The organism is Streptomyces polygonati, assembly GCF_042650325.1.
GTDB classification, from domain to species: domain Bacteria; phylum Actinomycetota; class Actinomycetes; order Streptomycetales; family Streptomycetaceae; genus Actinacidiphila; species Actinacidiphila polygonati.
The window spans coordinates 124,125-150,273 of the sequence record NZ_JBHSBB010000027.1 but is presented as its reverse complement, the minus strand read 5'-3'; the positions used below and the strand labels follow the sequence as shown (position 1 = coordinate 150,273).

The 26,149-nt window shown below is 73.7% G+C and carries 22 protein-coding genes; 6 read left to right on the top strand and 16 right to left on the bottom strand.

The window, feature by feature from the left end; genetic code table 11:
* The first annotated feature begins 40 nt into the window (after positions 1-40).
* Both ACFO3J_RS29165 and ACFO3J_RS29160 read left to right on the top strand, forming a co-directional pair.
* Positions 41-622, top strand: coding sequence for a sigma-70 family RNA polymerase sigma factor (locus ACFO3J_RS29165; RefSeq protein WP_386435566.1), 582 nt, complete (start codon positions 41-43; stop codon positions 620-622).
* The gene (locus ACFO3J_RS29160) at positions 619-1,350 is read left to right on the top strand and encodes an anti-sigma factor family protein (protein WP_386435563.1); all 732 of its coding nucleotides are present in this window, start codon (positions 619-621) and stop codon (positions 1,348-1,350) included. The genes ACFO3J_RS29165 and ACFO3J_RS29160 overlap by 4 nt, the downstream gene beginning before the upstream one ends.
* Before the next feature lie 137 nt (positions 1,351-1,487).
* Here the strand turns inward: ACFO3J_RS29160 and ACFO3J_RS29155 are convergent, their stop codons facing one another.
* The 4 genes from ACFO3J_RS29155 to hrcA form a co-directional block, all read right to left on the bottom strand.
* Positions 1,488-2,231, bottom strand: a complete 744-nt coding sequence (locus ACFO3J_RS29155; RefSeq protein WP_386435560.1) for a 16S rRNA (uracil(1498)-N(3))-methyltransferase — start codon at positions 2,229-2,231, stop codon at positions 1,488-1,490.
* Positions 2,228-3,292, bottom strand: coding sequence for a nitronate monooxygenase (locus tag ACFO3J_RS29150; RefSeq protein ID WP_386435557.1), 1,065 nt, complete (start codon positions 3,290-3,292; stop codon positions 2,228-2,230). Before ACFO3J_RS29150 ends, ACFO3J_RS29155 begins: the two co-directional genes overlap by 4 nt.
* Before the next feature lie 137 nt (positions 3,293-3,429).
* Positions 3,430-4,566, bottom strand: coding sequence for a molecular chaperone DnaJ (gene dnaJ, locus ACFO3J_RS29145; RefSeq protein ID WP_386435554.1), 1,137 nt, complete (start codon positions 4,564-4,566; stop codon positions 3,430-3,432).
* Entirely contained in the window at positions 4,567-5,583 is a 1,017-nt protein-coding gene (hrcA, locus tag ACFO3J_RS29140) for a heat-inducible transcriptional repressor HrcA (protein WP_386435551.1), read from the bottom strand. It abuts the gene before it with no gap.
* 320 nt (positions 5,584-5,903) lie between these two features.
* Between hrcA and ACFO3J_RS29135 the strand changes: the two genes are divergently transcribed.
* Positions 5,904-6,689: an MBL fold metallo-hydrolase gene (locus ACFO3J_RS29135; RefSeq protein WP_386435548.1), complete on the top strand. Its 786-nt coding sequence runs from the start codon at positions 5,904-5,906 to the stop codon at positions 6,687-6,689.
* 28 nt (positions 6,690-6,717) lie between these two features.
* Here ACFO3J_RS29135 and ACFO3J_RS29130 read toward each other — a convergent pair whose 3' ends face one another.
* Entirely contained in the window at positions 6,718-7,860 is a 1,143-nt protein-coding gene (locus tag ACFO3J_RS29130; protein WP_386435545.1) for a PP2C family protein-serine/threonine phosphatase, read from the bottom strand.
* 185 nt (positions 7,861-8,045) lie between these two features.
* Here ACFO3J_RS29130 and ACFO3J_RS29125 point away from each other — a divergent pair, with 185 nt between their 5' ends.
* Entirely contained in the window at positions 8,046-8,873 is an 828-nt protein-coding gene (locus ACFO3J_RS29125) for a DUF3097 domain-containing protein (protein ID WP_386435542.1), read from the top strand.
* A gap of 618 nt (positions 8,874-9,491) precedes the next feature.
* Here the strand turns inward: ACFO3J_RS29125 and hemW are convergent.
* The 4 genes from hemW to lepA form a co-directional block, all read right to left on the bottom strand.
* Complete coding sequence (hemW, locus tag ACFO3J_RS29120) at positions 9,492-10,724, bottom strand: radical SAM family heme chaperone HemW (RefSeq protein ID WP_386435539.1); 1,233 nt, start codon at positions 10,722-10,724, stop codon at positions 9,492-9,494.
* 66 nt (positions 10,725-10,790) lie between these two features.
* Positions 10,791-12,584 (bottom strand): SpoIIE family protein phosphatase, encoded by a 1,794-nt coding sequence (locus ACFO3J_RS29115; protein ID WP_386435537.1) that lies wholly within the window; start codon positions 12,582-12,584, stop codon positions 10,791-10,793.
* 204 nt (positions 12,585-12,788) lie between these two features.
* Entirely contained in the window at positions 12,789-14,669 is a 1,881-nt protein-coding gene (locus ACFO3J_RS29110; RefSeq protein WP_386435534.1) for an AMP-dependent synthetase/ligase, read from the bottom strand.
* Between the two features lie 216 nt (positions 14,670-14,885).
* The gene (gene lepA / locus ACFO3J_RS29105; protein WP_386435532.1) at positions 14,886-16,757 is read right to left on the bottom strand and encodes a translation elongation factor 4; all 1,872 of its coding nucleotides are present in this window, start codon (positions 16,755-16,757) and stop codon (positions 14,886-14,888) included.
* A 224-nt stretch (positions 16,758-16,981) separates the two neighbouring features.
* Between lepA and rpsT the strand changes: the two genes are divergently transcribed.
* On the top strand, positions 16,982-17,248 hold the full coding sequence (gene rpsT / locus ACFO3J_RS29100; protein WP_093737168.1) for a 30S ribosomal protein S20: 267 nt from the start codon (positions 16,982-16,984) through the stop codon (positions 17,246-17,248).
* 274 nt (positions 17,249-17,522) lie between these two features.
* Here rpsT and holA read toward each other — a convergent pair whose 3' ends face one another.
* On the bottom strand, positions 17,523-18,509 hold the full coding sequence (gene holA, locus ACFO3J_RS29095) for a DNA polymerase III subunit delta (protein WP_386435529.1): 987 nt from the start codon (positions 18,507-18,509) through the stop codon (positions 17,523-17,525).
* Positions 18,510-18,591: 82 nt separating this feature from the next.
* Here holA and ACFO3J_RS29090 point away from each other — a divergent pair, with 82 nt between their 5' ends.
* A complete protein-coding gene (locus ACFO3J_RS29090) occupies positions 18,592-18,834 on the top strand; it encodes a hypothetical protein (RefSeq protein ID WP_386435526.1) in 243 nt (80 codons plus the stop codon).
* 1 nt (position 18,835) lies between these two features.
* Here ACFO3J_RS29090 and ACFO3J_RS29085 read toward each other — a convergent pair whose 3' ends face one another.
* The 6 genes from ACFO3J_RS29085 to ACFO3J_RS29060 all read right to left on the bottom strand — a co-directional run bounded on the left by ACFO3J_RS29085 (position 18,836) and on the right by ACFO3J_RS29060 (position 26,016).
* Positions 18,836-20,149 (bottom strand): MFS transporter, encoded by a 1,314-nt coding sequence (locus tag ACFO3J_RS29085; RefSeq protein WP_386435523.1) that lies wholly within the window; start codon positions 20,147-20,149, stop codon positions 18,836-18,838.
* Entirely contained in the window at positions 20,146-20,796 is a 651-nt protein-coding gene (locus ACFO3J_RS29080) for a helix-turn-helix domain-containing protein (protein WP_386435521.1), read from the bottom strand. Before ACFO3J_RS29080 ends, ACFO3J_RS29085 begins: the two co-directional genes overlap by 4 nt.
* 58 nt (positions 20,797-20,854) lie before the next feature.
* Positions 20,855-23,338, bottom strand: coding sequence for a ComEC/Rec2 family competence protein (locus ACFO3J_RS29075; RefSeq protein ID WP_386435518.1), 2,484 nt, complete (start codon positions 23,336-23,338; stop codon positions 20,855-20,857).
* On the bottom strand, positions 23,335-24,309 hold the full coding sequence (locus tag ACFO3J_RS29070) for a helix-hairpin-helix domain-containing protein (RefSeq protein WP_386435515.1): 975 nt from the start codon (positions 24,307-24,309) through the stop codon (positions 23,335-23,337). The genes ACFO3J_RS29075 and ACFO3J_RS29070 overlap by 4 nt, the downstream gene beginning before the upstream one ends.
* A 175-nt stretch (positions 24,310-24,484) precedes the next feature.
* Positions 24,485-25,330 carry a DegV family protein gene (locus tag ACFO3J_RS29065; RefSeq protein ID WP_386435513.1) on the bottom strand — a complete coding sequence of 282 codons (846 nt, stop codon included), beginning with the start codon at positions 25,328-25,330 and terminating at the stop codon, positions 24,485-24,487.
* A gap of 83 nt (positions 25,331-25,413) precedes the next feature.
* The gene (locus ACFO3J_RS29060; RefSeq protein WP_386435511.1) at positions 25,414-26,016 is read right to left on the bottom strand and encodes a hypothetical protein; all 603 of its coding nucleotides are present in this window, start codon (positions 26,014-26,016) and stop codon (positions 25,414-25,416) included.
* Positions 26,017-26,149: the final 133 nt, after the last annotated feature.

Below are 26,149 nucleotides of genomic sequence, written 5' to 3'. Positions count from 1 at the left end.
TGTCGCATTCGACGCGGTCGCACGTGGACGGAGTGTATGGATGGCGATACTGCGGTCTCGTGGATCCCGGACTCGGCAGAGCACGAGTGACGAGTTCTTGATCCGCGCGCTGTACGAGGAACACGGCAAGGCGCTCCTGGCCTACGCGACCCGGCTGACGGGGGACCGGCAGGCCGCCGAGGACGTGGTCCAGGAGACATTGATCAGGGCATGGCGACATCCGGAGGTGATGGCGAACGGCGAGGGGTCGGTCCGTGGTTGGCTGCTGACCGTGACCCGCAACATCGTCACGGACCGCTACCGGGCCAAGGCCGCCCGCCCCAAGGAGGTCGCGGAGTCGGAGACGGCGGCGGCGTCGGCCGGCTCGGTCCAGCGGGACCACGCCGACGCGGTGGTGGACTCGATGGTGCTCGCGGAGGCGCTCGACCGGCTCTCCCCCGAGCACCGCGACGTGCTGGTGGAGATCTACTACCGGGGACACACCGCCGCGGAGGCGGCCGGGCGGCTGGGCATCGCCGAGGGAACGGTCAAGTCCAGGGCCCACTACGCGCTCAAGTCGCTGCGCGCGCTGTACGCCAGGAGATCGGACAGCAACGCCAGCCTTCAGGAGGTGGCCGCGTGAGTGAGTCGCATCGCCATGAGGAACTGCTCGGCGCCTATGTCCTGGGGTTGCTCGATCCGCGCGAGACGGCGGAGATCGACGAGCACACGGCGAGCTGCGACCAGTGCCGCGCCGAACTGGCCGAACTGCGCCGGGCGGAACTCCTGCTGGGCGGACTGCCGGCCGAGGCGTTCGAGGACGGGCCGCCGGAGGGCGGGGAGTTGCTGCTCCAACGCACGCTGCGGCAGTCCCGCGACGAACGGGCGAGTACCCGGCTGCGCTGGTCATCGGCGGTGGGCGCGGCGGTGGCCGCCTCGGCAGCGCTGGTCTTCCTCGGCGGCTATCTGATGGGGGACGACGGCTCGGGAACGGAAGCGACCGGCCCGGTCACCATCCCCACGGTCACCGCCGCCGCCCCGACCGCCACACCCGTGCCGGGGGTGCGGGTGGCCTCGGCCACCGACCCGGCCACCCACGCGCGGATGACCGTACGGCTCACCCCTGCCGCCGCCTGGGTCCGCGTCAACGCGGCGGTCAGCGGCATCCCGGCGGGTGAACGCTGCCGCCTGGTGGTCGTCGCGCGCGACGGCTCCCGGCGGACGGCCGGCGGCTGGACGGTCGGCGACGACGGGACGGGCGCGGGCAAGGGCGCCGACCTGGACGGCTCGGCGGCGGTCCGGCCGGACCAGGTGGCGTCGGTGCTGGTGCAGAACGAGCAGGGCAAGACGTATGTCACCGTGCCGGTGTGACCGGACCCGATCCGCACCGGACCGGGCTGGGCCGGGCCGGGCCGGGCCGGGCCGGGCCGGGCCGGATCAGACGCGAACGACCCGGACCGGACGCGAACGACCCGGGATCGCCCGTGCCCCGACCCGCACCGGCCGCCCTACGCCCAGCGCCCGGTGCGGGTCAGCAGCAGCGCCGCCGCGGCGACGCCGGCCGTGGACGTACGCAGCACGGTGGGGCCCAGCCGGTACGGCGGGGCGCCCGCCTGCGCGAAGGCGGTCAGTTCCTCCGGGGAGACCCCGCCCTCCGGGCCGACCACCAGCACCACCGATCCGGCTGTCGGCAATTCGGCCGTGGCCAGCGCGGTGGAACCCTCCTCGTGCAGGACCCCGGCGAAGTCCGCGGTCGCCAGCAGGGATGCGAGCTGACGGGTCGTCAGCATCTCGGCCACCTCGGGGAAGCGCAGCCGCCGGGACTGCTTGGCCGCCTCCCTGGCCGTGGAACGCCATTTGGCCAGGGACTTGGCGCCGCGCTCGCCCCGCCACTGGGTGACGCAACGGGCCGCGGCCCAGGGGACGATGACGTCGACGCCCACCTCCGTCATGGTCTCGACGGCGAGTTCACCCCGGTCGCCCTTCGGCAGCGCCTGGACGACGGTGAGCCGGGGGGAGGGCGCGGGCTCGTCGCGGATCGCGTGGACCTCGACGTTCAGCACGTCCTTGCCGACGACGCCATCCACCACTCCGTACGCCCCCCGCCCGGCGCCGTCGGTGAGCACGATCTCCTCACCGGGCTGCAATCGCCGCACCGACACCGCGTGCCTCCCTTCCGGGCCGTCCAGGGTCAGGCGGGCGGAGGAGCCGTCGAGCAGGGCGGGTTCGACGAGGAAGACCGGGGCGGTCATGCGTGGGTCTCCTGGGCGGCGCGGAGTTCGGCGACGAGGGTTTCGACGAGCGCCCCGGCGGACAGTTCGCGGGCCAGCCGGTGGCCCTGGCCCGCCCACAGAGCCATCCCCTGCGGGTCGCCGGCCGCGACCGCCGCCTGGCGCAGCGGTGAGGTGAGGTGGTGGATCTGCGGGTAGCCGGGCGGCGTGTACGGGCCGTGCTCGCGCATGAAGCGGTTGAGCAGGCCGCGGGCCGGGCGGCCGGAGAAGGCGCGGGTCAGCTCGGTGCGGCTGAACACCGGGTCGGTGACGGCCCGTTTGTGCAGGATGTTGGCGCCGGACTCCGGACAGACGAGGAAGGCGGTGCCCAGGGCCGCGGCGTCGGCCCCGGCCGCGAGCACCGCGGCGATCTGGCCGCCGCGCATCAGCCCGCCCGCGGCGATCATCGGCAGCCGTACGACCTCGCGGACCTGCGGTATCAGCGAGAGCAGGCCGATCCCGGCGCCGTCGAGCTGCGGGTCGTCGCGGTGGGTGCCCTGATGGCCGCCGGCCTCCACGCCCTGGACGCAGAGCGCGTCGGCGCCCGCCCGCTGGGCGGCGAGCGCCTCGGTGGGCGAGGTGACGGTGACGACCGTGTACGTACCGGCCTTGGCGAACGCCTCGCAGACCGAGCGCTCGGGGCAGCCGAAGGTGAAGCTGACCAGTGGCACCGGGTCCTCCAGCAGCACCGCGACCTTGGCGTCGTAGGCGTCGTCGCCACCGGTGTCGGGGTCGCCCAGCGCGGTGGCGTACCAGGCGGCCTCGCCGGCCAGCTGCTCCGCGTACACCGCGACGGCGGACGGGTCGACGGTGCCGGGCTGGGGCATGAACAGATTCACCCCGAAGGGCTGCGAGGTCAGGTCCCGCAGCTGACGGATCTCCTGGTACATCGCCTCGGACGTCTTGTAGCCGGCGGCCAGGAACCCGAGCCCGCCGGCCGCCCCGACCGCCGCGGCCAGCTGCGGATTCGAGGCGCCGCCGGCCATCGGGGCTTGCACGATCGGGTGAGCCGAGAAGGAGGAGAGATCGGTGAGCGCGCCCATGCGTTCATCGTGCCACCCCGCTGCCCCCGCCCCGCCCCCACCCCGGGCCCGCACCGGACGCCGGGGTGGCCGGGGCAGCCGCCGCTACCGGCGCTCCCCCGGCCCTGGGCCGCCCCTGGTGGGGATGTGCGGGCGGGTCAGCGCCCGTTGAACGCGTCCTTGAGGCGGGAGAAGAGGCCCTGCTGGCCCGGGGCGAACTGGCCGGTGGGGCGTTCCTCGCCGCGGAGCTTGGCGAGGCGGCGCATCAGCTCTTCCTGATCGGCGTCGAGCTTGTGCGGGGTGATGACCTCGACATGGACGACGAGGTCGCCGCGGCCGCCGCCGCGCAGGTGGGTGATGCCGCGCTGGTGGAGCGGGATGGACTGGCCGGACTGGGTGCCGGGCCTGATGTCGATCTCCTCCATACCGTCGAGCGTCTCCAACGGGCACTTGGTGCCGAGTGAGGCCGCCGTCATCGGGAGGGTGACCGTGCAGTGCAGGTCGTCGCCGCGGCGCTGGAAGACCGGGTGCGGGACCTCGCGGATCTCCACGTAGAGGTCACCGGCCGGGCCTCCGCCGGGGCCGACCTCCCCCTCGCCGGCCAGCTGGATCCGGGTGCCGTTGTCGACGCCGGCCGGGATCTTCACCGTCAGGGTGCGGCGGGAGCGGACCCGGCCGTCGCCGGCGCACTCGGGGCAGGGGGTGGGCACGACCGTGCCGAAGCCCTGGCACTGCGGGCACGGCCGCGAGGTCATCACCTGGCCGAGGAAGGACCGGGTGACCTGGGACACCTCGCCGCGACCGCGGCACATGTCGCAGGTCTGCGCCGACGTACCCGGCGCGGCCCCCTCGCCGTTGCAGGTGCCGCAGGTGACCGCGGTGTCCACCTGGATGTCCTTGGTGGTGCCGAACGCGGCCTCGTCCAGCTCGATCTCCAGCCGGATCATCGCGTCCTGGCCGCGCCGGGTGCGCGAGCGCGGGCCGCGCTGCTGCGACTGCCCGAAGAAGGCGTCCATGATGTCGCTGAAGTTGCCGAAGCCGGCCCCGAAGCCGGCCCCGCCCGCGCCACCGCCGGCGGCGGACAGCGGATCACCGCCGAGGTCGTAGACCTGTTTCTTCTGCGGATCGGAGAGCACCTCGTAGGCCGCGTTGATCTCCTTGAACCGCTCCTGCGTCTTCGGGTCCGGATTGACGTCCGGGTGCAGTTCGCGGGCGAGCCGGCGGAATGCCTTCTTGATCTCGTCAGGTCCTGCGTCACGGCGCACGCCGAGAACGGCGTAGTAGTCGGTGGCCACTTACGACTCCGCCAGGATCTGTCCGACGTAACGTGCCACTGCGCGTACCGCTCCCATCGTTCCGGGGTAGTCCATGCGGGTCGGTCCGACCACGCCGAGTTTGGCGACTGCCTCGTCGCCCGAACCGTAGCCGACCGCCACCACGGAGGTGGAATTGAGGCCCTCGTGAAAGTTCTCATGCCCGATGCGGACCGTCATCGTCGAGTCCGCGGTTTCGCCGAGCAGTTTCAGGAGCACCATCTGCTCCTCCAGTGCTTCCAGGACCGGACGGATCGTCAGCGGGAAGTCATGATTGAACCTGGTCAGGTTCGCCGCGCCGCCGAGCATGATGCGCTCCTCCTTGTCCTCGACCAGGGTTTCCAGGAGGGTGGCGAGCACACCGGAGACCGCCGGGCGGTCGTCCGGGTCGAAGCTTTCCGGCAGGTCCTGGACCAGCGGCGGCACATCGGCGAACCGGCGGCCGACGACCCGGCTGTTGAGCCGGGCCCGCAGATCCGCCAGTACGGTCTCGCCGACCGGGGCGGCGCAGTCGATCAGCCGCTGCTCGACCCGTCCGGTGTCGGTGATCAGCACCAGCATGAGGCGGGCGGGCGCGAGTGACAGCAGCTCCACGTGCCGGACCGAGGAGCGGACCAGCGACGGATACTGCACGACCGCGACCTGCCGGGTGAGCTGGGCCAGCAGCCGCACCGTCCGCGCCACCACGTCGTCGAGGTCGACCGCGCCGCCCAGGAAGTTCTGGATCGCGCGGCGCTCGGCGCCGGACAGCGGCTTGACACCGGCCAGTTTGTCGACGAAGAGCCGGTAGCCCTTGTCGGTGGGGATACGGCCGGCGCTGGTGTGCGGCTGGGCGATGTAGCCCTCGTCCTCCAGGACGGCCATGTCGTTGCGGACGGTGGCGGGCGACACGCCGAGCTGGTGGCGCTCGGTCAGCGCCTTGGACCCGACCGGCTCCTCGGTGCCGACATAGTCCTGAACGATGGCACGCAGCACTTCGAGTCTGCGTTCGCTCAGCATCGCGCACCTCCCAACCGTGGGCCCCGAGCCGTCTGGCCTGGCACTCGTCCATTTCGAGTGCCAGCTTTCCCGCAGCAAGTGTACGGCGCGGCGGCAAGGGCTCGGCAAGACCGCTTCCGATCCGGCTCGTGATCGTTCGCGGGCGACCCCGGCGCCGGCCGCCGTGCGCGGTCCGACGAGCCGTCCCCTCGCGCTCCGGGGTGGCGCGCGAGGGGCTGCGGGGGCGCTGGTGGCGCCCAGGGGCGGGCGCGGCGTGACGGGGGCGGAGAGGGCGCCACCAGGGCGCGCGTACCCGCGGTCACGGGGATAGCGTCGCCCCTGTGGAATCTGTGGAGAGTGCGGGGGAGCCGGGCGCCGGGAGTTCGGTGTGGGAGCATCTGGCTCCCGGGGTGGCCCGCCGGCGGCTGCCGTACCTCGATGTGACGGTCGGCCTCGTCGTCGGCGCGGACGGTGTGCTGCTGGTCGACACCGGCTCCACGCTGGAGGCCGGCGAGGAGCTGCGGCGGCAGGTGGCGGCGCTGACCGGCCGCGAGGTCACCCACGTCGTGCTCACCCACGGACACTTCGACCATGTCTTCGGCACGGCGGCGTTCCCCGGCGCCGCGGTGTACGGCGAGGCGTCGCTGGACGGCTATCTGCGGCGCGAGCGGGAGGCGATGCGCGAGACGGCGGTGGAGCTCGGCACCGACCCGCTGGAGGCCGCCCGGGCGGCCTCGGCGCTGGTCCACCCGGACCGGCCGGTGCTCGGCGAACTCGGCCTCGACCTCGGTGAGCGGCCGGTACGGCTGGTGCATCCCGGCCGCGGCCACACCGGTCACGACCTGGTGGTGGTCGTACCGGGCGCCACCGCCAGCGACCCGGCGGTGGTCTTCTGCGGCGACCTGGTGGAGGAGTCCGGGGAGCCGCAGGCCGGCGAGGACGCGGTGCCGGCCGCCTGGGCGGCCACGGTGGACGCGCTGCTGGCCCTGGGCGGGGAGACCGCCCGCTACGTACCGGGCCACGGCGCGGTGGTGGACGCGCGCTTCCTGCGGGCCCAGCGGGACGCCCTGGCCGAGCGCTTCGCGGAGCCGGAGCCGGACCCGGACCCCGGGCCGCCGGCCGGCTGACCTCCGGGCGCCGGCTCTCCGCCGCCGGTCACCGCGCCCTCGCGCGGATCTCGCGCTGCACGGCGACCACCGCCATGTCGTCCTCCAGCGGGCCCGCCACGTGGGCCAGCAGATCGCCGGTCATCGCTTTGAGCAGCGGTCCCGGCCGGTCGCCGCCCCAGGTGACGGCGCGGGCCAGCAGCGGATAGAAGGCGCCGCTGGGATCCCGGGCCTCCGTGACGCCGTCGGTGTAGAGGATCAGCCGGTCGCCGGGCGCGAAGGGGAAGGTACTGACGGCGTAGGCGCTCTCGCCCATTCTGCCCAGCGTGCCCAGCCCGAGGGGTGGCGCGGGCTCCGGCACGTTCAGGAGGGTGGCGTCGCCCCGGTGCAGCAGGAGCGGGGAGGGGTGCCCGCAGTTGATCACGTGCGCGCAGGGTTCGTCGTCCGGGATCTCGATGATCGCCGCCGTCACGAAGCGCTCCCCGGTGTCGGTCTGCGACGGCCCCTCCGGCAGCTCGGTCAGGCTCCAGCGGAATCCCTCCTCCAGCGACGCGACCAGTTGCGGCAGCGGTCCCTGGCGGTGGGCCTCGGCCCGGAAAGCGCCCAGCACGCTCTCGGTGTCCCCGATCGAGGACAGGCCGTGCCCGCGTACGTCGCCGATCAGCAGCCGGGTGGCGTGGGCGGTGCGGGCCACCGCGTACATGTCGCCGCCGACCCGGGTCCCGAGGTCGGCGGCCATGTACTCGGACGCGATGGACAGCGGCCCGGCCCGCGGGGGCAGCGCGCGCAGTACGACGCCCTGGGCGGTGTCCGAGGCCAGCCGCAGTCGCTCCAGTTCGCGCTCCCGTTTCTCGCGCAGATGGCTGAAGAGGATCAGCAGGACGGAGAGCACGATCAGGGACACGAGTTCCACGATGACGTTCTCGGTGGACAGCACATGCCGCTCGCCGCTCGCGACGAGGATCGACGCCACCGACAGGAGGGCGGCCACGAATCCGCGGCGCGGGCCGCCGAAGGCGGAGACGAGCGCGACCGGTACGACCAGGACGTGGGCGAGGTGGATGTCGTGCGGCAGGAAGGCGTCCGCGATCGGCACGCCCACGATCACCACGGCCGATCCGGCCAGCAGTCCCCAGCCGCCCTTGACCCCGGTGGGCTCCTCCATGGCCGCGAGGCGGGAACGCAGGCCCATGGGCGTTCCTCCCTTCCGGCGGGGCGGGGACAAAAGGCACATTCAGTGTCTCCCCTGAGCGAAGGCCAGGGAAATGGACAGGGTGGGGGCGGGACGGGTCCCGTTCGCACCCGGGCCGGGTCCGAGCCGGACCGCGGTCGCGTCCCGGCGGCCGGCGGGCGGACCGCGTGGCTACGATCTCCCCCATGCGCAGCAGGAGTTACGACGGCGATCTGACCCCACCGTGGAAGAAGACGGCGCCGCCGCCCGAGGTGGCCGCGGACCGGGACCTGGTGGTCGAGGAGGCGGGTACGGGCTTCTGCGGGGCGGTGGTGCGCGTGGAGAAGACCGCGGAGGGCCTCACGGTGACCCTGGAGGACCGCTTCGGCAAGCTGCGCGTCTTCCCGATGACCCCGGGCGCCTTCCTCGTCGACGGCAAGGCCGTCACCCTGGTCCGCCCGTCCGCGACGCCCGCCCCGCGCGGCCCCCTGCTGTCCGCCTCCGGCTCCATCGCGGTCCGCGGCGCCAAGGCCCGGGTGGCCCGGGCGGGCCGGATCTACGTGGAGGGCCGCCACGACGCCGAGCTGGTGGAACGCGTCTGGGGCCACGACCTGCGGGTCGAAGGCGTCGTCGTCGAATACCTGGAGGGCGTGGACGACCTCCCCGCCATCGTCGCCGCCTTCTCCTCCACCCCCGACGCCCGCCTCGGCGTCCTGGTGGACCACCTCGTCCCGGGCTCCAAGGAGTCCCGCATCGCCGCGTCCGTCACCGGCCCGGATGTGCTGGTCGTCGGCCACCCCTACATCGACGTCTGGGAGGCGGTCAAGCCGTCCTCCGTCGGCATCCCCTCCTGGCCCCGTGTCCCCCGCGGCCAGGACTGGAAGACCGGCGTCTGCCAAGCCCTCGGCTGGACCGACCTCACCACCGGCGAGGCCTGGCAGCACATCCTCTCCACCGTCACCACCTACCGCGACCTCCAGCCGGAACTCCTGGGCGCGGTGGAACGCCTGATCGATTTCGTCACGGTTCCCTAGCGGGGCTTTCAGCGGGCGGCGGCCCACCCGGGTGCCCTTCCGCGCACAAGGCCCACCGGCCTGACCCGATCCGCGCGGAAGAATCTGAAGGCCGAAGCCGATCCCGCGCCCCCGCGGCCGGACCCAGAACCGGCCACGGCGCCGCACACCGACCCGACCGACCCCGGAGCCCTTCCGGGCACGAGGCCCACCGGCCTCCCCCCGGGGGCGCGGAAGAATCCGGAGCCGCATCCGGCGGCGCACCGCCCGCAGGCGGTCGGCGGGGCCGACCTCAGCGCCGAACGAGCCACCCCGACACGGCCCGCCCGGAAACCCTTCCGCGCACAAGGCCCACGAGCCTGACCCGATCCGCGCGGAAGAATCTGAAGGCCGAAGCCGACCGTGCCCCCGCAGGTGGGCCGCTGCCGCATTTCCTTCCGCGCCTCTGGGGGCTGGCCGGTGGGCCTTGTGCGCGGAAGGGCCTCGGGGTCGGCCGTGTCGAGGCCGGTGTGCGGCGCCGTGGCCGGTTCTGGGGCTCGCGTGGCCGCGGTCCGGGGTGGCCGGGTGCCGCTCGTAAGGGGCCGGGAGTCGGCGGCGGGGGCGGAGGGGTGGGCGGGTGGGTGGGGAAAAGGCCCCGGCTCAGTCGACCAGGTCGCGGACCACCGCGTCGGCCAGGAGGCGGCCCCGCAGGGTCAGGACGGCTCGGCCCTCGCGGTAAGGGGCGGGCTCCAGGAGACCGTCACTTACCGCGCGAGCGGCGGCGCGGGCGCCGTCAGGGGCCAGGAGGTCGAGGGGGCAGCCCGCCGAGAGGCGGAGTTCGAGGAGGATGCGCTCGACGCGGCGGTCCTCGGCGGTGAGGATCTCGCGCCCGGCGCCCGGGCTGCGGCCCTCCGTCAGGGCCTGGGCGTAGGCACCCGGGTGCTTGGCGTTCCACCAGCGGACGCCGCCGACGTGGCTGTGGGCGCCGGGGCCCGCGCCCCACCAGTCCGCCCCGGTCCAGTACAGCTCGTTGTGGGTGCAGCGCCCCTCGGGGGACGTGGCCCAGTTGGAGACCTCGTACCAGGAGAAGCCGGCCGCCGCGAGCCGCTCGTCGGCGATGAGGTAGCGGTCCGCGTGCACGTCGTCGTCGGTCATCGGCACCTCCCCGCGCCGGATGCGCCGGGCCAGCTGCGTACCTTCCTCGACGATCAGCGCGTAGGCGGACACATGGTCGGGCCCGGCGCCGATCGCCGCGTCCAGCGAGGCCCGCCAGTCGTCGTCGGTCTCCCCCGGGGTGCCGTAGATCAGGTCGAGGTTGACATGGTCGAAGCCGGCCGCGCGGGCCTCGGCGACGCATGCCTCGGGCCGGCCCGGCGTGTGCGTACGGTCCAGGACGCGCAGGACGTGCTGCCGGGCGCTCTGCATGCCGAAGGACACCCGGTTGAAGCCGCCGGCCCGCAGGGCCGCGAGGTAGGCCGGGTCCACCGACTCCGGGTTCGCCTCCGTGGTGACCTCGGCCCCGTGCGCCAGCCCGAACTCCTCGCGGATCGCGCCCAGCGCCCGTACGAGATCGGCGGCGGGCAGCAGTGTGGGCGTACCGCCGCCGACGAAGACCGTCTCCACCGGGCGCGGGTCGTCGCCCAGCACCTTGCGGGCCAGCCGGATCTCCTCGATCAGCGCGTCCGCGTAGTTGTCCCGGGAGGCCAGCGCGCCACCGGAGCCGCGCAGTTCGCTCGCGGTGTAGGTGTTGAAGTCGCAGTAGCCGCAGCGGCTGGCGCAGTAGGGCACATGCAGGTAGAAGCCGAGCGGCCGGCCGGCGGCCCCGTCCAGCGCGTGCGGGGGCAGGGCGCCGTCGGCGGGTACGGGTTCACCGTCGGGGAGTACGGAAGGCATCCTCCCAGTATCCGGCACGTCCGACAGCGGCCGGACGGACCGGGGCCGTCCCCGGCCGGGGACGGCTCACTCCGCCTGGAGCACCAGCAGCGCCAGATCGTCGCCCGGGGGCGCCGTGTCGTAGTCGTACACCGCCTGCCGGATCCGCGCGGCGACACCCGCCGCGCCCAGCCCCGCGCAACCGCGCAGCGCCACCGCCAGCCCGTCGTCGTCATCGAACTGCCGGTGCCCGCGGCGGCGCTCGGTCACGCCGTCGGTGACGCAGAGCAGGGTGTCACCGGGGGCCAGGTCGAAGGACTCGCTGCGGTAGCGGGCGTCGTCGGAGATGCCGAGCAGCATCTGCGGGGTGGCGACCGGGCGCACCACGCCGTTCGGCCCGAGGACCAGCGGGAGCGGGTGGCCCGCCGAGGCGAGGGTGCAGCGGGCACCGTGTCCGGGCGCGTAGGGGAGGATCTCGCCGTACAGCAGGGACAGGAAGCGGGCCTGGCCGCCCTCCCAGGCGGCGGTCTCGCCGATCAGCGCGGTGGCGGCCTCGTCGGCGAGCGCCTTGTTGAGGCGGTCGAGCACGTCGGAGACGCCGTAGCCCTCGCGGGCCAGCAGTCGCAGCACGGGGCGGGCGATGCCGGTCAGCGAGGCCGCTTCGGGGCCGCTGCCGCAGACGTCGCCGAGCGCGAAGCACCAGCGGCCGTCGCCGGCCGGGAAGAGGTCGTAGAAGTCGCCGCCGACCCAGTCACCGGCCATCGGCTCGTAGACCACGGCGTGCTCGACGCCGGGGATCCGGCCGGTGGCGGGCGGCAGCAGACCGCGCTGCAGCACCGTACTGATCATGGCCTGGCGGGCATACTGCCGGGCGGTGCTCATCGCCAGGGCGACGCGGCGGGCGAAGTCCTCGATCAGGCCGGTGGCCTCGTCGGGCAGGCCGAGCGGTCCGGTGCGGCCGAGCAGCAGGGTGCCGTGGCAGCGGCCGGTGGCGATCAGCGGCAGGGCCAGCGCGCCGCCCTGGTCGAAGAGCGTGTCGGACACCGCGGGCCAGGGCAGCGGCTGGGCGCCGGCCCGGACGGCGGGGACGGGCGGCGTCTTCTCCAGTACGGCCCGCAATGGGTCGATCCGGTGCTCGGCGCTGTGCCACACCCGCGACAGCCGGGGCGCGGCGCCGACCGGATAGAGCCAGACCGCGCACCAGTCGGCGAGCCGCGGTACGACCAGCTGCGTCGCCAGCGAGGCCACGTGGTCCTCGTCGAGCTGCCCGGCCAGCAGGTCGGAGGCCTCGGCGAGGAAGGTGAGGCTGCCGCGGCTGATCCAGTCCGCGTCCGGCCGCCGGGGCGCTTCGGGCGGCGCGCTCGGGGCCAGCAGCGGCTGGTCCTGGTCCGCGGTGACGGTGACCGGCTCGGACCCCTCGGTCGCGGTGAGGTCCAGGCGGCACCAGACGGTCTTGCGGTCGCGGTGGTAGGTCACGCCCCAGGTGTCGGACAGCGCGGCGACCAGGTGCAGGCCCCGGCCGCCCTCCCGGCTGTCCGAGGGCTGCTCGGTGCTGCCGCGCAGCACCCGGCCGGGGTGGCGGTCGGCGACCTCGATGATCAGGCCCGGTGGCGGCGCCGATTCGGTGTCCAGACGGCAGACGATGTCCACCGCGGTGCCGGCGTGCACCACGGCGTTGGTCACCAGCTCGCTCATCAGCAGGGTGGCGTCATCGAGTACGCGGTCGCCGAAGCCGGCGCCGTCCGGCAGGCCCTGGCCCGCCCAATCGGCGAGCGTCGCCCGGAGGAATCGCCGCGCCGCGCCGGCGGCCAGCTCATCGCCCGGCACACTGGCCCGCCGCGCGCTTCCCTCGGGGCGACCCTGGGGTGGAATCAGCCTCACACCGCACAGCGTGACACCCCGCGCCCCCTCGGGTGCGCACAGTCACTCCGTTTCCCTCGTGAGAGCACGCTTTACGCCAACCTCCCGCGCGAGGCCCGGCGAAGGGCTACCATCGCGCCTCCGCGCGCCCCTCAGGGCGGACCACGGGCTTCCGGGGGTGTCCGGGGGGCCGCCCGCGCTCGCGGGCAGGGCCGCCCGAACGGGCTACACCTCCACCGCGCCCATGTACATCTCCTCGATCAGCGGGGCGAACTCCCGCTCCACCGCCGGGCGCTTCAGCTTGAGGCTGGGGGTGAGGTCGCCGTGCTCGATGTCGAGGTCGCGCGGGAGGATGCGGAACTCCCTGATCTGCTGCCAGCGTTGGGCGCCCTCGTTGACGCGCCGGAGGTAGTCGTCCATCAGGGCGCGGACCTCCGGGCCGGCGACGAGGTCCGCGTAGGACCGGTCGCCCAGTTCGTTCTCGGCGGCCCAGCCGAGGATGGCCGGCTCGTCCAGCGCCAGCAGCGCCGTACAGAAGTTGCGGCCGCCGCCGATGACCAGCACATTGCTGACGTACGGGCAGACCGCCTTGAACTGGCCCTCGATCGCGGTCGGCGAGATGTACTTGCCGGTCGAGGTCTTGATCAGGTCCTTCTTGCGGTCGGTGATCGTCAGGAAGCCGTCCGCGGACAGCTCGCCGATATCACCGGTGTGGAACCACCCGTCGGGCTCCAGCACTTCCGCCGTCTTCTCCGGCAGCCCGTGGTAGCCGAGCATGATGCTCGGGCCGCGCAGCATGATCTCGCCGTCCTCGGCGATGCGCACTTCCAGGCCGGGGAACGCCTTGCCGACCGTACCCGTTCGGTACGCCTCGGGGTTGACGAAGCTGGCCGCGCTGGACTCGGTGAGCCCGTAGCCCTCCAGGATGTGGATGCCGGCCCCGGCGAAGAAGTAGCCGATCTGGGTGGGGAGCGCGGCGGAGCCGGAGACGCAGGCCCGCAGCCGGCCGCCGAACGCCTCGCGCAGCTTGGCGTAGACGAGCCGGTCGGCGATGGCGTGCTGGGTGCGCAGGCGCAGCGGCGCGGTGGGCACACCGGTCAGCCGCATGCTGTTCTGCGTCGCCTCGGCGTACTCGCGGGCCACCCCGGCGGCCCACAGGAAGATCTTGTACTTGGTGGGGCCGCCCTCGCGGGCCCTGGCGGCCACGCCGTTGTAGACCTTCTCGAAGATGCGGGGCACCGCGGCCATGTAGGTGGGCCGCACCACCGGCAGATTCTCCACGATCTTGTCGACCCGGCCGTCCACGACGGTGATGTGCCCGACCGCGATGTGCGCGGCGGTGAGCACCTTGCCGAAGACATGGGCGAGCGGCAGCCAGAGGTACTGCACGTCGTTCTCGTCGAGCAGCCCGATCGCCTGGATCGCGCGGGCCATGTAGGACCAGGCGTCGTGCGAGAGGCGTACGCCCTTGGGGCGGCCGGTGGTGCCGGAGGTGTAGATCAGCGTGGCCAGCTGCTCCTTGGTGACCGCGGCGATCGCGCCGGTCACCGTGTCCGGGTGCTGCTCCAGATAGGCGGCGCCGCGCTTCTCCAGGTCGCTGAGGGACAGCACCCAGCCGTCGCCTTCGGCGTCGGTGGCACCCGCCGGGTCGAAGACCACGACATGGGCGAGTTCGGGCAGTTGGGCGCGCTGCTCACGGGCCTTGGCGAGCTGGCCCGCGTCCTCGGCGAACAGGACCCGGCTGCCGGAGTCGGCCAGGATGAAGGCGGTCTCGTCGGCGTTGGTGCTGGGGTAGACGGTGGTGGTCGCGGCGCCCGCGCACAGGACGGCGAGGTCGGCGAGGATCCAGTCGACACTGGTGTTGGCGGCGATCGCCACCCGCTCCTCGGGGCGGACGCCGAGGTCCATCAGGCCGGCCGCGATGGCGAAGACCCGGGTGGACGCCTGCGCCCAGCTGAGCGACTGCCACGCGTCCGGCCCGCCGCCGGACTCCGACGGCACCGGATGGCGGTAGGCCTCGGCGTCCGGTGTCGCGGCGACGCGTTCCAGGAAGAGCGTGGCCACGGAGGGCGGCCGGTTCTCGAGCAACGTCTGTGTGTCGGTCACGACAACCTCCGGGGCACGCGCGGCGTTCTTAACTCACCAGTAACTATCCGTCGGAACAGAGTAGAGGGCCGACGCCCGGTGCGTAAGAGGGCGCGACCGGGCGGGTCGCGACCTGCGGGGAGGGGGGATGGGGGTGGTCCCGGCGAGATCTCCGGGCGGGCGCGGAGCGGCGGCGGAAGGGCTCCCGCACGAAAGCCCGCGCGGACCGCCGGAGGGCTACTTCTTCGCCTTGGACTCGCCCTCGGAGTCGGTCGACAGTACCGCGATGAACGCCTCCTGCGGCACTTCCACGTTGCCGACCATCTTCATCCGCTTCTTGCCCTCCTTCTGCTTCTCCAGCAGCTTGCGCTTGCGCGAGATGTCACCGCCGTAGCACTTGGCGAGGACGTCCTTGCGGATGGCGCGGACCGTCTCGCGGGCGATCACCCGGGCGCCGATGGCGGCCTGGATGGGCACCTCGAAGTTCTGCCGCGGGATCAGCTCGCGCAGCTTGCCGACCAGCCGGACACCGTACGCGTACGCCTTGTCCTTGTGGGTGATCGCGGAGAAGGCGTCCACCTTGTCGCCGTGCAGCAGGATGTCGACCTTCACCAGGTCGGCGCTCTGCTCGCCGGTGGGCTCGTAGTCCAGCGAGGCGTAGCCGCGGGTCTTGGACTTCAGGTTGTCGAAGAAGTCGAAGACGATCTCGGCGAGCGGCAGGGTGTAGCGGATCTCCACCCGGTCCTCGGAGAGGTAGTCCATGCCCAGCAGCGAGCCGCGCCGGTTCTGGCAGAGCTCCATGATCGCGCCGATGAACTCGGTCGGCGCCAGCACTGTCGCCCTTACCACCGGCTCATAGACCTCGGCCAGCTTGCCTTCCGGGAATTCACTCGGATTGGTGACGACGTGCTCCTTGCCGTCCTCCATCACCACCCGGTAGACGACGTTGGGCGCGGTGGCGATCAGGTCGAGGCCGAATTCGCGCTCCAGGCGCTCGCGGACCACGTCCAGGTGCAGCAGGCCGAGGAAGCCGACCCGGAAGCCGAAGCCGAGGGCGGCGGAGGTCTCCGGTTCGTAGACCAGCGCCGCGTCGTTGAGCTGGAGCTTGTCCAGCGCCTCGCGCAGCTCCGGGTAGTCCGAGCCGTCCAGCGGATACAGGCCGGAGAAGACCATCGGCCGGGGGTCCTTGTAACCGCCCAGCGCCTCGGTCGCGCCCTTGTTCAAGGTGGTGATGGTGTCACCGACCTTGGACTGCCGGACGTCCTTCACCCCGGTGATCAGATAACCGACCTCGCCGACGCCCAGCCCGTCGGCCGGCAGCATCTCCGGGGAGTTGGTGCCGATCTCCAGCAGCTCGTGGGTGGCGCCGGTGGACATCATCTTGATCCGCTCGCGCTTGGTGAGCTGCCCGTCGATGACGCGGACATAGGTGACCACGCCCCGGTAGGAGTCGTACACCGAGTCGAAGATCATCGCGCGGGCGGGCGCGTCGGCGCCGCCGACCGGGGCCGGCACGTCGCGCACCACCCGGTCCAGCAGCGCGTCCACGCCGACGCCGGTCTTGGCCGAGACCCGGAGCACGTCCGAGGGGTCGCAGCCGATGAGGTTGGCCAGCTCCTCGGCGAACTTCTCCGGCTGGGCGGCCGGCAGGTCGATCTTGTTGAGCACCGGGATGATGGTGAGGTCGTTCTCCATCGCCAGGTAGAGGTTGGCCAGGGTCTGCGCCTCGATGCCCTGGGCCGCGTCGACCAGCAGGACCGTGCCCTCGCAGGCGGCCAGCGAGCGGGACACCTCGTAGGTGAAGTCCACGTGGCCCGGTGTGTCGATCATGTTCAGGATGTGGGTGCGGCCCGTCTCCTCACCGGCGGTCGGCGCCCAGGGCAGCCGCACCGCCTGCGACTTGATGGTGATGCCCCGCTCCCGCTCGATGTCCATCCGGTCGAGGTACTGGGCGCGCATCTGCCGCACGTCGACGACGCCGGTGAGCTGCAGCATCCGGTCGGCCAGGGTGGACTTGCCGTGGTCGATGTGGGCGATGATGCAGAAGTTACGGAGCAGCGCCGGGTCGGTACGGCTCGGCTCCGGCACGTGGGAAGGGGTCGCGGGCACGCAGGGTCCAGTTTCTTGAGACTCTTGAGGACTTCATGAGACGCGTTACGTTGTCCCCCATAGTCCCACGGTTGGGGCCCGGCTTCGGTTTGGGAGCGCGGCCCGGCTGCTGGTAGCCTGGGGCGCTGTGCCTCGTGCCCTCTACCCGAGGCCGCACCCCGTGGAGACATCGCGGGGGATCTCCTGTGTAGACACTGTAGATACGAACCTGAGAAGGCTCTTTCGTGGCGAACATCAAGTCCCAGATCAAGCGCAACAAGACCAACGAGAAGGCGCGCCTGCGCAACAAGGCCGTCAAGTCCGAGCTGAAGACCGCGATCCGTCGCACCCGGGAGGCCGTGGCCGCCGGTGACGCCGAGAAGGCCACCGCCGCCGCCCGTCTGGCCGCCAAGAAGCTGGACAAGGCCGTCAGCAAGGGTGTCATCCACAAGAACCAGGCGGCCAACAAGAAGTCGTCGCTGGCCCTGTCGGTCACCGCGCTCCAGGCCTGATCGGATCCCTTCCTGGTACGTCCACGGCACCGCCGGAAACCGGAATCAGCGGCCCCTCTACCGCCCGGACCGGCATCGCCGGGGCCGACCGCGCCGCACGCGGACGTTCGCCACGTGGCTGCGGCGCGACCACAGGATCCGCTCGACCTTCCACCGCCCGCCCGGGAACATCCGGGCGGGCGGTCGGCTTTCCCGGGGGCTCCTCGTGCGGGAGCCGGGCGGCGCGGGCCGAGGCCGGGCTGGGGCTGGGCTGAGCTGGGCGCTTCGGTGCTGGTCAGGCGCGGGCGCGGGAGGCCTGGGCGATGATGACCACGGCCTTCTCCAGGGCGTAGGCGGGGTCCGCGCTGCCGCCCTTGACGGCCGCGTCCGCCTCGGCCACCGCCCGCAGCGCCACCGAGACGCCGTCCGCCGTCCAGCCGCGGAGCTGCTGCCGGACCCGGTCGATCTTCCACGGCGGCATACCGAGGTCCCGGGCGAGCTGGCCGGGATTGGCGCCGCGCGGGGCGGAGGCGAGCTTGCCGATGGCCCGCACCCCCGAGGCCAGCGCGAAGGTGATGCCGGGCAGCGGCTGGCCCACCGACAGGGCCCAGCGCAGCCGCTCCAGCGCTTCCGCGGCCCGGCCGGTGACGGCGAGGTCGGCCACCTCGAAGCCGGTGGCCTCGGCGCGTCCCGTGTAGTAGCGGGCGACCACCGCCACATCGATCGTGCCGTCCACATCGGCGGTCAACTGGGCGCAAGCACTGGCGAGTTCCCGCAGATCGCTGCCGATGGCGTCCACCAGCGCCTGGCTCGCCTCGGGGGTGGCGGACCTGCCGAGGGTGCGGAACTCGCCGCGCACGAAGGCCAGCCGGTCGGCCGGTTTGGTCATCTTGGGGCAGGCCACCTCCCGGGCGCCGGCCTTGCGGGCGGCGTCCAGCAGCGCCTTGCCCTTGGCGCCCCCGGCGTGCAGCAGCACCAGGGTGATCTCTTCGACGGGCGCGGCAAGATACGCCTTGATGTCCTTGACGGTGTCCGCCGAGACGTCCTGCGCGTTGCGCACCACGATGACCTTGCGCTCGGCGAACAGGGACGGGCTGGTCAGCGCCGCCAGAGTGCCGGGCTGCAGCGCCTCGGGGGCGAGATCGCGCACATCGGTGTCGGAGTCGGCGGCGCGGGCCGCCGTCACCACCTCCCGCACGGCGCGGTCGAGCAGCAGATCCTCCTGGCCCACGGCGAGGGTGAGCGGAGCGAGCAGGTCGTCTGGAGCGGTCTTTCTGGCCATGAGACGCCCAGCATGCCACGGGGGTCGGACAGCGCGGGCCCGGGGCAGGCGGTCGGGGCCACCGGTCGGGGACAATGCCGTGGTGAGCGACCTACGACATGTCCTGGTGCTTCCCGACCGCGATACGGCCGAGGCGGTCGCCAAACTGCTGGCCGCCGGTTTCCCGCTGCCCGAGGAACCCCGGCTGGTCCGCGACGCGCTGTCCGGTGAGGACGACGCCGAGGACGCCCAGTGGCTGCTGGTCCTGGAGGACCCGGCCGCCGTCCTCGACCCCGCGGCCCTGGACGCGCTGGCCGCCGACCACGAGGGCTGGCTGGAGCGGTGAGCTAGACCGCTTCGGCCCGCTGGGGGCGCTCCAGGGGGCTGGGCTCCGGGTCCGGTGCCTTGGCGGGGAGCTCGCGCATCCGGGGGACGGGCGAGGGCAGCAGCCACAGCACACCGAGGACACCGCCGACGGCGGCCGTCCACAAGGTGGGGCGCAGACCGATGGCGCCGCCGAGCACGCCGCCGGCCAGGGCGCCGAGCGGGCGCATGCCGTAGTTGACCGTGCGCCAGGCCCCCGAGACACGGGAGCGCAGCGCGTTGGGTATGAGGGCCGCCTGCAGCGAGCCGCTGGCGATGTCCAGCAGCATCAGGCCGAAGCCGGACAGGAACTCGGCGGCGAAGAAGGCGGCGAGCACCAGCGGCTCGGGTCCGCCGGCCAGCGGCACCAGCACGAGCGGCGCGGGGAAGCCGAGACAGCCGAGCAGCACGGTCGGGCCGACCCCGATCGTCCGGACGATCCGCCCGGTGACCACCGCGCCGAGGATCCCGCCGACGGCGCCCGCGCCGACCACCACGCCCAGCGTCCCGGCGCTCAAGCCGAGTTGGTCGACGGCGTAGAGCACGACGAGCGTGTGGAAGACAAAGTTGAAGAAGTTGACGGTGGCCGCGGCGGCGACCAGCGCCCGCAGCGGGCGGGAGCCGGCGATGAAGCGCAGCCCGGCCGAGAAGTGCCCCTTGTGCCGCGCGGCGGCGGGCGGCTCCACCGGCGCGGTCCGGGCCAGCAGCCCGGCCGAGAAGAGATAGGAGGCCGCGTCGGCGAGCAGGGCGAAGGGCGCGGCGAGCAGTTGCACCAGCAGGCCGCCGGCGCTCGGTCCGGCCACGAAGGAGAAGGCACTGCTGCCGTTGGTGAGCGACTTGCCCGCCACATACTGCTCGGGCTCGACCAGGCAGACGAACAGCGTCGCGTCGCAGACGTCGAAGACCACCGCGAAGACGCCGACCGCGAAGGCCACCAGATACAGCTGGAGCAGGGTGAGCCCGCCGAAGGCGTAGCCGACCGGGATCGAGGCCATCAGCCCGGCCCGGACGAGGTCGGCGACGATCATCACCTGCCGGCGGCGCCCCCTGCGGTCCGCCCAGGCGCCGGCGGGCAGCGAGAACAGCAGCGCCGGCAGCAGCCCGGCCATGGACAGCCAGCCCATCTGCGCCGCGTCTGCGTGCAGGACCAGCACCGCGGCGAGCGGGATCGCCAGGAAGGTCACCTGGTCGCCGAACTGGGAAACCGTCTGCGCCGTCCAGTAGCGGCGGAACTGCCGCTCGCGCAGCAGCGGCGGGGTGCGGCCGGCCAGCGCGCGCAGGACGCCGGCGCTCCTCACGGCTCTTCCCCGGGCCGCGCCGCCGGGGCGGGCTCCCGGGCGGACCCAGGGGCGGGCTCGGGGCCGGATTCCGGTGCGACATAGGCGACTTGGAGGTAGGGGACCCGGCGGGCCCCCTCCGGCCGGCGGGCCGGGTCGAGATTGCGGACCGCGTACTCGGCGACCAGGGCGTCGATCCGCGCGCCGAGATCGGTCAGCTCCCCCGGGGTGAGATAGAGGGTCGTGTCGGTGAACCGCTCGGCCTCCCGCCACTCCCGGGACAGCCGGTGGTGTGCCTCCCACGCCTGGGTCATCCGGTGGAAGTAGTTCTCGGCGACGGCCAGGGTCAGCGCCTCGGCCGCGGCGGTGACCGCGGGGTCGTCGGAGTAGTTCGGCCAGTCGGTGGCGTCGGCGGTGGCCCGCCAGGGCTTCTCCCGGCCCGGACCGCCCGGGTCCTCCTCCTCGACCAGCCCGTACTTGGCCAGCATCCGCAGGTGGTACGAGCAGCTGGCGACCGACTCCCCGGTCAGCTCGGCGGCGCGGGTGGCCGTGCAGGGGCCCTCCCGGCGCAGCAGCCCGACCAGCGTCATCCGGGTGGGGTGGGCGTAGGCGCGCAGGGCCCGGGGGTCGGTGAGGTCGACCTTCCGCCGCATGGGTTTCTCCGTCATGATCCTAAAGCTATCTTTAGATAGAGGTGCTTACAAGGGTTTCTTTATCAAGCTTCCTTTAGCCACCCGGTCCCGGATCCCTCCGCTCCCCCGCCAGGGTCGTCCGCAGCCCCGCCGGGCCGTCGCCGCTCACCGCGATCGGCCCGTCCCGGTCGGTCCGCAGCACCACGGCGCCCAGCCCGCGCAGCGCCGCGACCGTCCTGGCCGCCGGGTGACCGTAGCGGTTCCCCGCCCCCACGCTGATCAGCGCCAGCCTCGGCCGCACCCGGGCGAACAGCGCCGGGTCCTGATACGCCGATCCGTGGTGCGCCACCTTCAGCACGTCCACCCTCGGCAGATCGGGCACCGTCTCCAGCAACTCCCGCTGGGTGTCCGGCTCCAGATCCCCCATCAGCAGCAGTGTCAGCCCGGCGTCGTGCACCAGCAGTGCCACGCTGGCGTCATTGGGGTCGTCGGCCGGCAGCGCGGCGGCCTCCGGGGGCGGCCACAGCACCCGCCACTCCAGCGGGCCGAGGCTCCGCCGCTCCCCCACCGCCGCCCGCACGATCGGCACCCGGGCGGCGGTCGCCTCCCGCCGCACCCGGGCGGCCTGCGCGGCGGGCTCGGCCAGCACCGTCGTCTCGATCGCCCCCACCCGCCGGCCGTGCAGCACCCCGGGCAGGCCGTCCACGTGGTCGGCGTGGAAGTGGGTGAGGATCAGCAGCGGGACGGTGGTGACCCGCAGATCGCGCAGGCACCGGTCCACCTTGGCCGGATCGGGGCCGGCGTCCACCACCAGCGCGGCGCCCGGTCCGGCGGACAGCGCGAGCGCGTCGCCCTGCCCGACATCGCACATCGCGAACCGCCAGTCCGCCGGCGGCCATCGCGCGACCAGCCTCGGCAGCGGCACCGGGCGCAGCACGGCGAACAGCAGCAGCAGCGCGCAGGCCGCGGCCGGCCAGGGACTCCGGAGCAGCCGCCTGCCGCACACCGCCGCCGCGACCGTGACCAGGGCGAGCAGGGCGGCGCCGGGCCCGCCTCCCGGCCAGGCGATCTCGGCGCCCGGCAGTGCGGCGCCGTGCCGGGCGACCGCCGCGATCCACCGGGCCGGCCAGCCCGCCAGCCAGGCCAGGGCATGCCCGGCCGGCGGCGCCAGCGGTTGGGCCAGCAGCGCGGCGAACCCCACCACTGTGGCCGCGCCCACCGCCGGTTCGGCCAGCAGATTGCACGGCACCCCGACCAGGCTCAGCCGCGCCGACAGCAGCACGATCACCGGCCCGCACACCGCCTGCGCCGCCGCTGCCGCCGCCAGCCCGTCCGCCAGCCGCCCCGGCACCCCCCGGGCCCGCAGCGCCGCGCCCCAGCGCGGGCCCAGCGTCAGCAGCGCGGCGGTGGCCAGCACCGACAGCGTGAATCCGTACGACCGCGCCAGCCCGGGCTCGTACAGCACCAGCAGCAGTACGGAGGCGGCCAGCGCGGGCAGCAGTGACCTGCGGCGGCCGGTGCCGATGGCCAGCAGCGTGATCAGACCGCAGGCGGCGGCCCGCAGCACGCTCGGGGACGGGCGGCACAGCAGGGTGAAGCCCAGGGTGAGGGCGGCGCCCGCGCAGGCCGTCCAGCGCAGCGACAGGCCCAAGGAGGCGGCAAGACCCCGGCGTTCGACTCTGATCGCCTGGCCCGGGGCGCCGATCAGGAGGATCAGTACGAAAGTGAGGTTGGCGCCCGAGACAGCCGTCACATGGGCCAGGTCGGTGATCCGGAAGGCGTCCGCCAGGCCGGGGTCGAGCGCGGAGGTGTCGCCGACGACCAGACCCGGCAGCAGTTCGCGGGCGTCCTTCGGCAGCGGCGCCGCGGCCTCGCGCAGACCGGCCCGCAGGTGCGCCGCGACGCGTTGGGCCCTGCTCGGTGGGCCGGTGATCCTCGGCGGACCCGCCGCCCGCAGCACGGCGGCGACATCGTCGTCCCGCTCGCCCGGTGGGGCGAACCGCGCGGTGACGGTGATCCGGGTGGACGGGATCAGCCGCAGCCAGGCCCGTGCGTCGTGTCCGGCCAGCAGGACCACCGGGGTCCGCACCCGGCTCGTGCCGACCCGCTCGGCCGTCCCGCGCACCACCACGGTCCGGACCGGCCCCGCCCCGGCCTGGAAGGGATCACCGTCCACCCGTACGGTCACCGACGCGAAGGCCCCGGCTCTCGCCAAGCCCGGCACCGGCCCCCGGGTCAGATCCGCCCGGCCCAGCGCGGCCACCCCCGCCGCCGCGGCGCCGCACAGCACCGTGGCCAGCACGGCCAGCCGCACCCCGGGCCTGCGCCACATCACCAGGGAGGCGACCACCAGTCCGCCCGCCACCAAGGCCACAGCCCAAGCAGTGGCCCCGACCGCGGCTGCCGCCCACGCGGCCAGCGCGGGCCCCACCAACCGCAGATCCACCGGCCCTTCCTGCCGCGGATTCGACGCCCCCAACGGCGAGGCCGCCGCCGCGTGCACGGCCGCGCGTTCGCCTCGCGCGGGCCGGCGCTCCTCCAGCGGAGCCCTTTCCTCGGTGCTCGTCCGGTGGTTCATGGGTGGACCAGCGGCTGGAGGGTGGCGTATTTGCGCGGGCCGATGCCCGGGATCTGGCGGAGCTGCCCGGGGGAGGTGAAACCGCCGTGCTGGGTGCGGAAGGCCAGGATGTGCTGGGCGAGGACGGGACCGACGCCGGGGAGGGCGTCGAGTTGGGCGGCGGTCGCGGAGTTCAGGCTGAGCGGAGCGGCCGGGCCGGCGCCGGCCTGCTCCCCCGCTGAGGCGGCGGTCGCGGCCGGAGCCGGGGTGACGCCGACCAGGACCTGCTCGCCGTCGGTCAGCGGGCGGGCGAGATTGAGCGGGGTGGTGTCGGTGCCCGGGAGGGGTCCGCCGGCGGCGGCCAGCGCGTCGGCGACGCGCGAGCCCTTGGGGAGACGGCGTAAGCCGGGCTTCGCCACCTTGCCGGCGATGTCGACGGTGACCTTCGGAGCCGCGGTCGGGGGCCTGACCGCCGGGGTGGGCAGGGAAGCGGCGACCGGTGGCGGGACCCGGACCGTGCGGGGACGGCCCACCCAGTAGTGGTGGAGGGCGAGCCCGCACGCCACGGCGAGGACCACGGCCAGCGCCAGCACCGTCCTGAACTCCAGCCCGCATCGGACGAACAGCCACTGCCTCAGCCGCCCGACCCGGCCGACCGGAAAAACCCGCACACCGGGCACCGGCATCGCGGGGACCTCCGGCACCCCGTGACCGGCCGGCACCCCAGGCGCCCCGCGCGCCCCCGGCACCCCCGGATCAGCCCGCGCCGCGCTCTCCCGCTCCGCGCCGCCGAAGAGCGCCCCCGCCCGCTCCCGCAGCCGCGCGGCGGCCTCCGCCTTGCCGAGCGGCCGCACGGCGTCCAGCCCGGGCAGCCCGCGCGGCCCGGCCACCGACCCGGCCGGCCCGCTCAGCCCTTCCGGCTCGGCCGGCCTGTCCGGTCTCCCCGGCCTGTCCGACCTGTCCGACCTGTCCAACGAGTTCAAAGAGTTCATGCACTCGATGCTGGACCGATCCACCCGCCAAAAACGATCACCGCTGAAATCTGTGGACAACCGCCCCATTGTGGATAACTCGCCCACCCCCACGGGTGAACGCACCCCGCCCCCACCGGACCGGCCCCCGCCATCCCGCCCCGCCGTCCCTCCCCGCCGCGCCCCGCCGCACCTCTCAGTGGGGCGAGATCACCACGCCCAGCAGCCCCGGCCCCGCGTGCGCCCCGATCACCGCGCCCACCTCGCTCACCACCAGCTCGCCCAGTCCCGGCACGCGATCCCGCAGCTTGTCCGCCAGCACCGCCGCCCGCTCCCCCGCCGCCAGATGGTGCACCGCGAGGTCCACCCGCCGGGTGCCCGCCTGGCCGACCACGATCTCCTCCAGGCGGCTGATCGCCTTGGAAGCGGTGCGGACCTTCTCCATCAGCTCGATCCGGCCGTCCGCCAGCCGGAGCAGCGGCTTCACCGCCAGCGCCGACCCGAAGAGCGCCTGGGCGGCGCCGATCCGGCCGCCCCGCCGCAGATAGTCGAGGGTGTCCACGTAGAAGTAGGCCGAGGTGTCCGCCGCCCGCTTCTCGGCCGCCGCCACCACCTCGTCGGCCGGGCAGCCCGCCTCCGCCGCCCGGGCCGCCGCCAGCACGGTGAAGCCCAGCGCCATCGCGACCATCCCGGTGTCCACCACCCGAACCGGCACCGGCGCCTCTTTCGCGGCCACGAGCGCGGCGTCGTACGTACCGGAGAAGTCCGCCGACAGGTGCAGGGAGACGATCGAGTCGGCGCCGGCCGCCGCGGCGGCCTGGTAGGCGGCGGCGAATTCGGCCGGGCTGGGGCGCGACGTGGTGACGGGGTGGCGCCGTTGCAGGGCGCGCGCGACCGCCGGGGCCGAGATCTCGGTGCCCTCCTCAAAGGCTTCGTCTCCGATGACCACCGTGAGGGGCACGACCGAGATGCCGTGCCGGGTCAGCGCCTCCAGTGCCAGGTAGGCCGTGGAATCCGTGACGATGGCGACAAGCGGGGACATGAGCGGGAGGTTACCCGGGCGGGCGTCAAGGTGACAGTTCGGGCTCCGCGTCCGCGTGCCCCGCCGGCCGCCGGGGTCGCGGACTAACGGGCGCCCTCACCCGGCCGCCCGGACAGGCCGAGCCCCTTCGTCCCCGGTTCCACCGGCGTCCAGTGCCGCAGCGCTCCCGCCTCCAGGTGGACATCGCGGGTCAGCGCCGACAGCTCGTCGTCGGCGAACCGCCGGGCGCGGTCCTGGGCGGCCCAGCGCAAGGCGTCCGCCGAGTCGATGATGCTGCGGGCACGCGCGGTGAGATCGGGGAGGCGGTGGGTGATCCTGCCCCGGTCGGGCTCCTGCTCCAGCAGCTGGAGCTCGCCGTCCAGCGCGCCCGCGTGGTCGCTGAGGCGGTCGAGGAGGGCGGAGGCCTCGGCCAGCGAGGCGTCGTCGCCGCGGCCGGCCTCCAGCGCGCGGAAGGTGCTGTCGAAGGAGGCGCGCAGACCCAGCCGGAGCCGCACCAGCTCACCGGCGGGGCCCGGCACGGTATAGCGGCGGGCCTTCAGCCGGGTGTCCACCATGACCCGGCGGGCCTGCGCGCGGCCGCGTCTGACGCCCCGCTTCACCGTCCGTACGGCCGACACCGTCGCCACCACGACCACGGTCATGAACACCAGGAAGAGCACCAGCACGATGACGCCTGCGGTCTCCACGGGCAACCTCCACTCCGGGCATGGCAGCAGGCCCTGACGCGGGCCTTCCTCCACGGTAACCGCACGGGGCAGACCCGCGGGCCCGTACGACCCCCGAATCTGCCCCGGCCCGACCCCCGTGCGACCCCGGGCC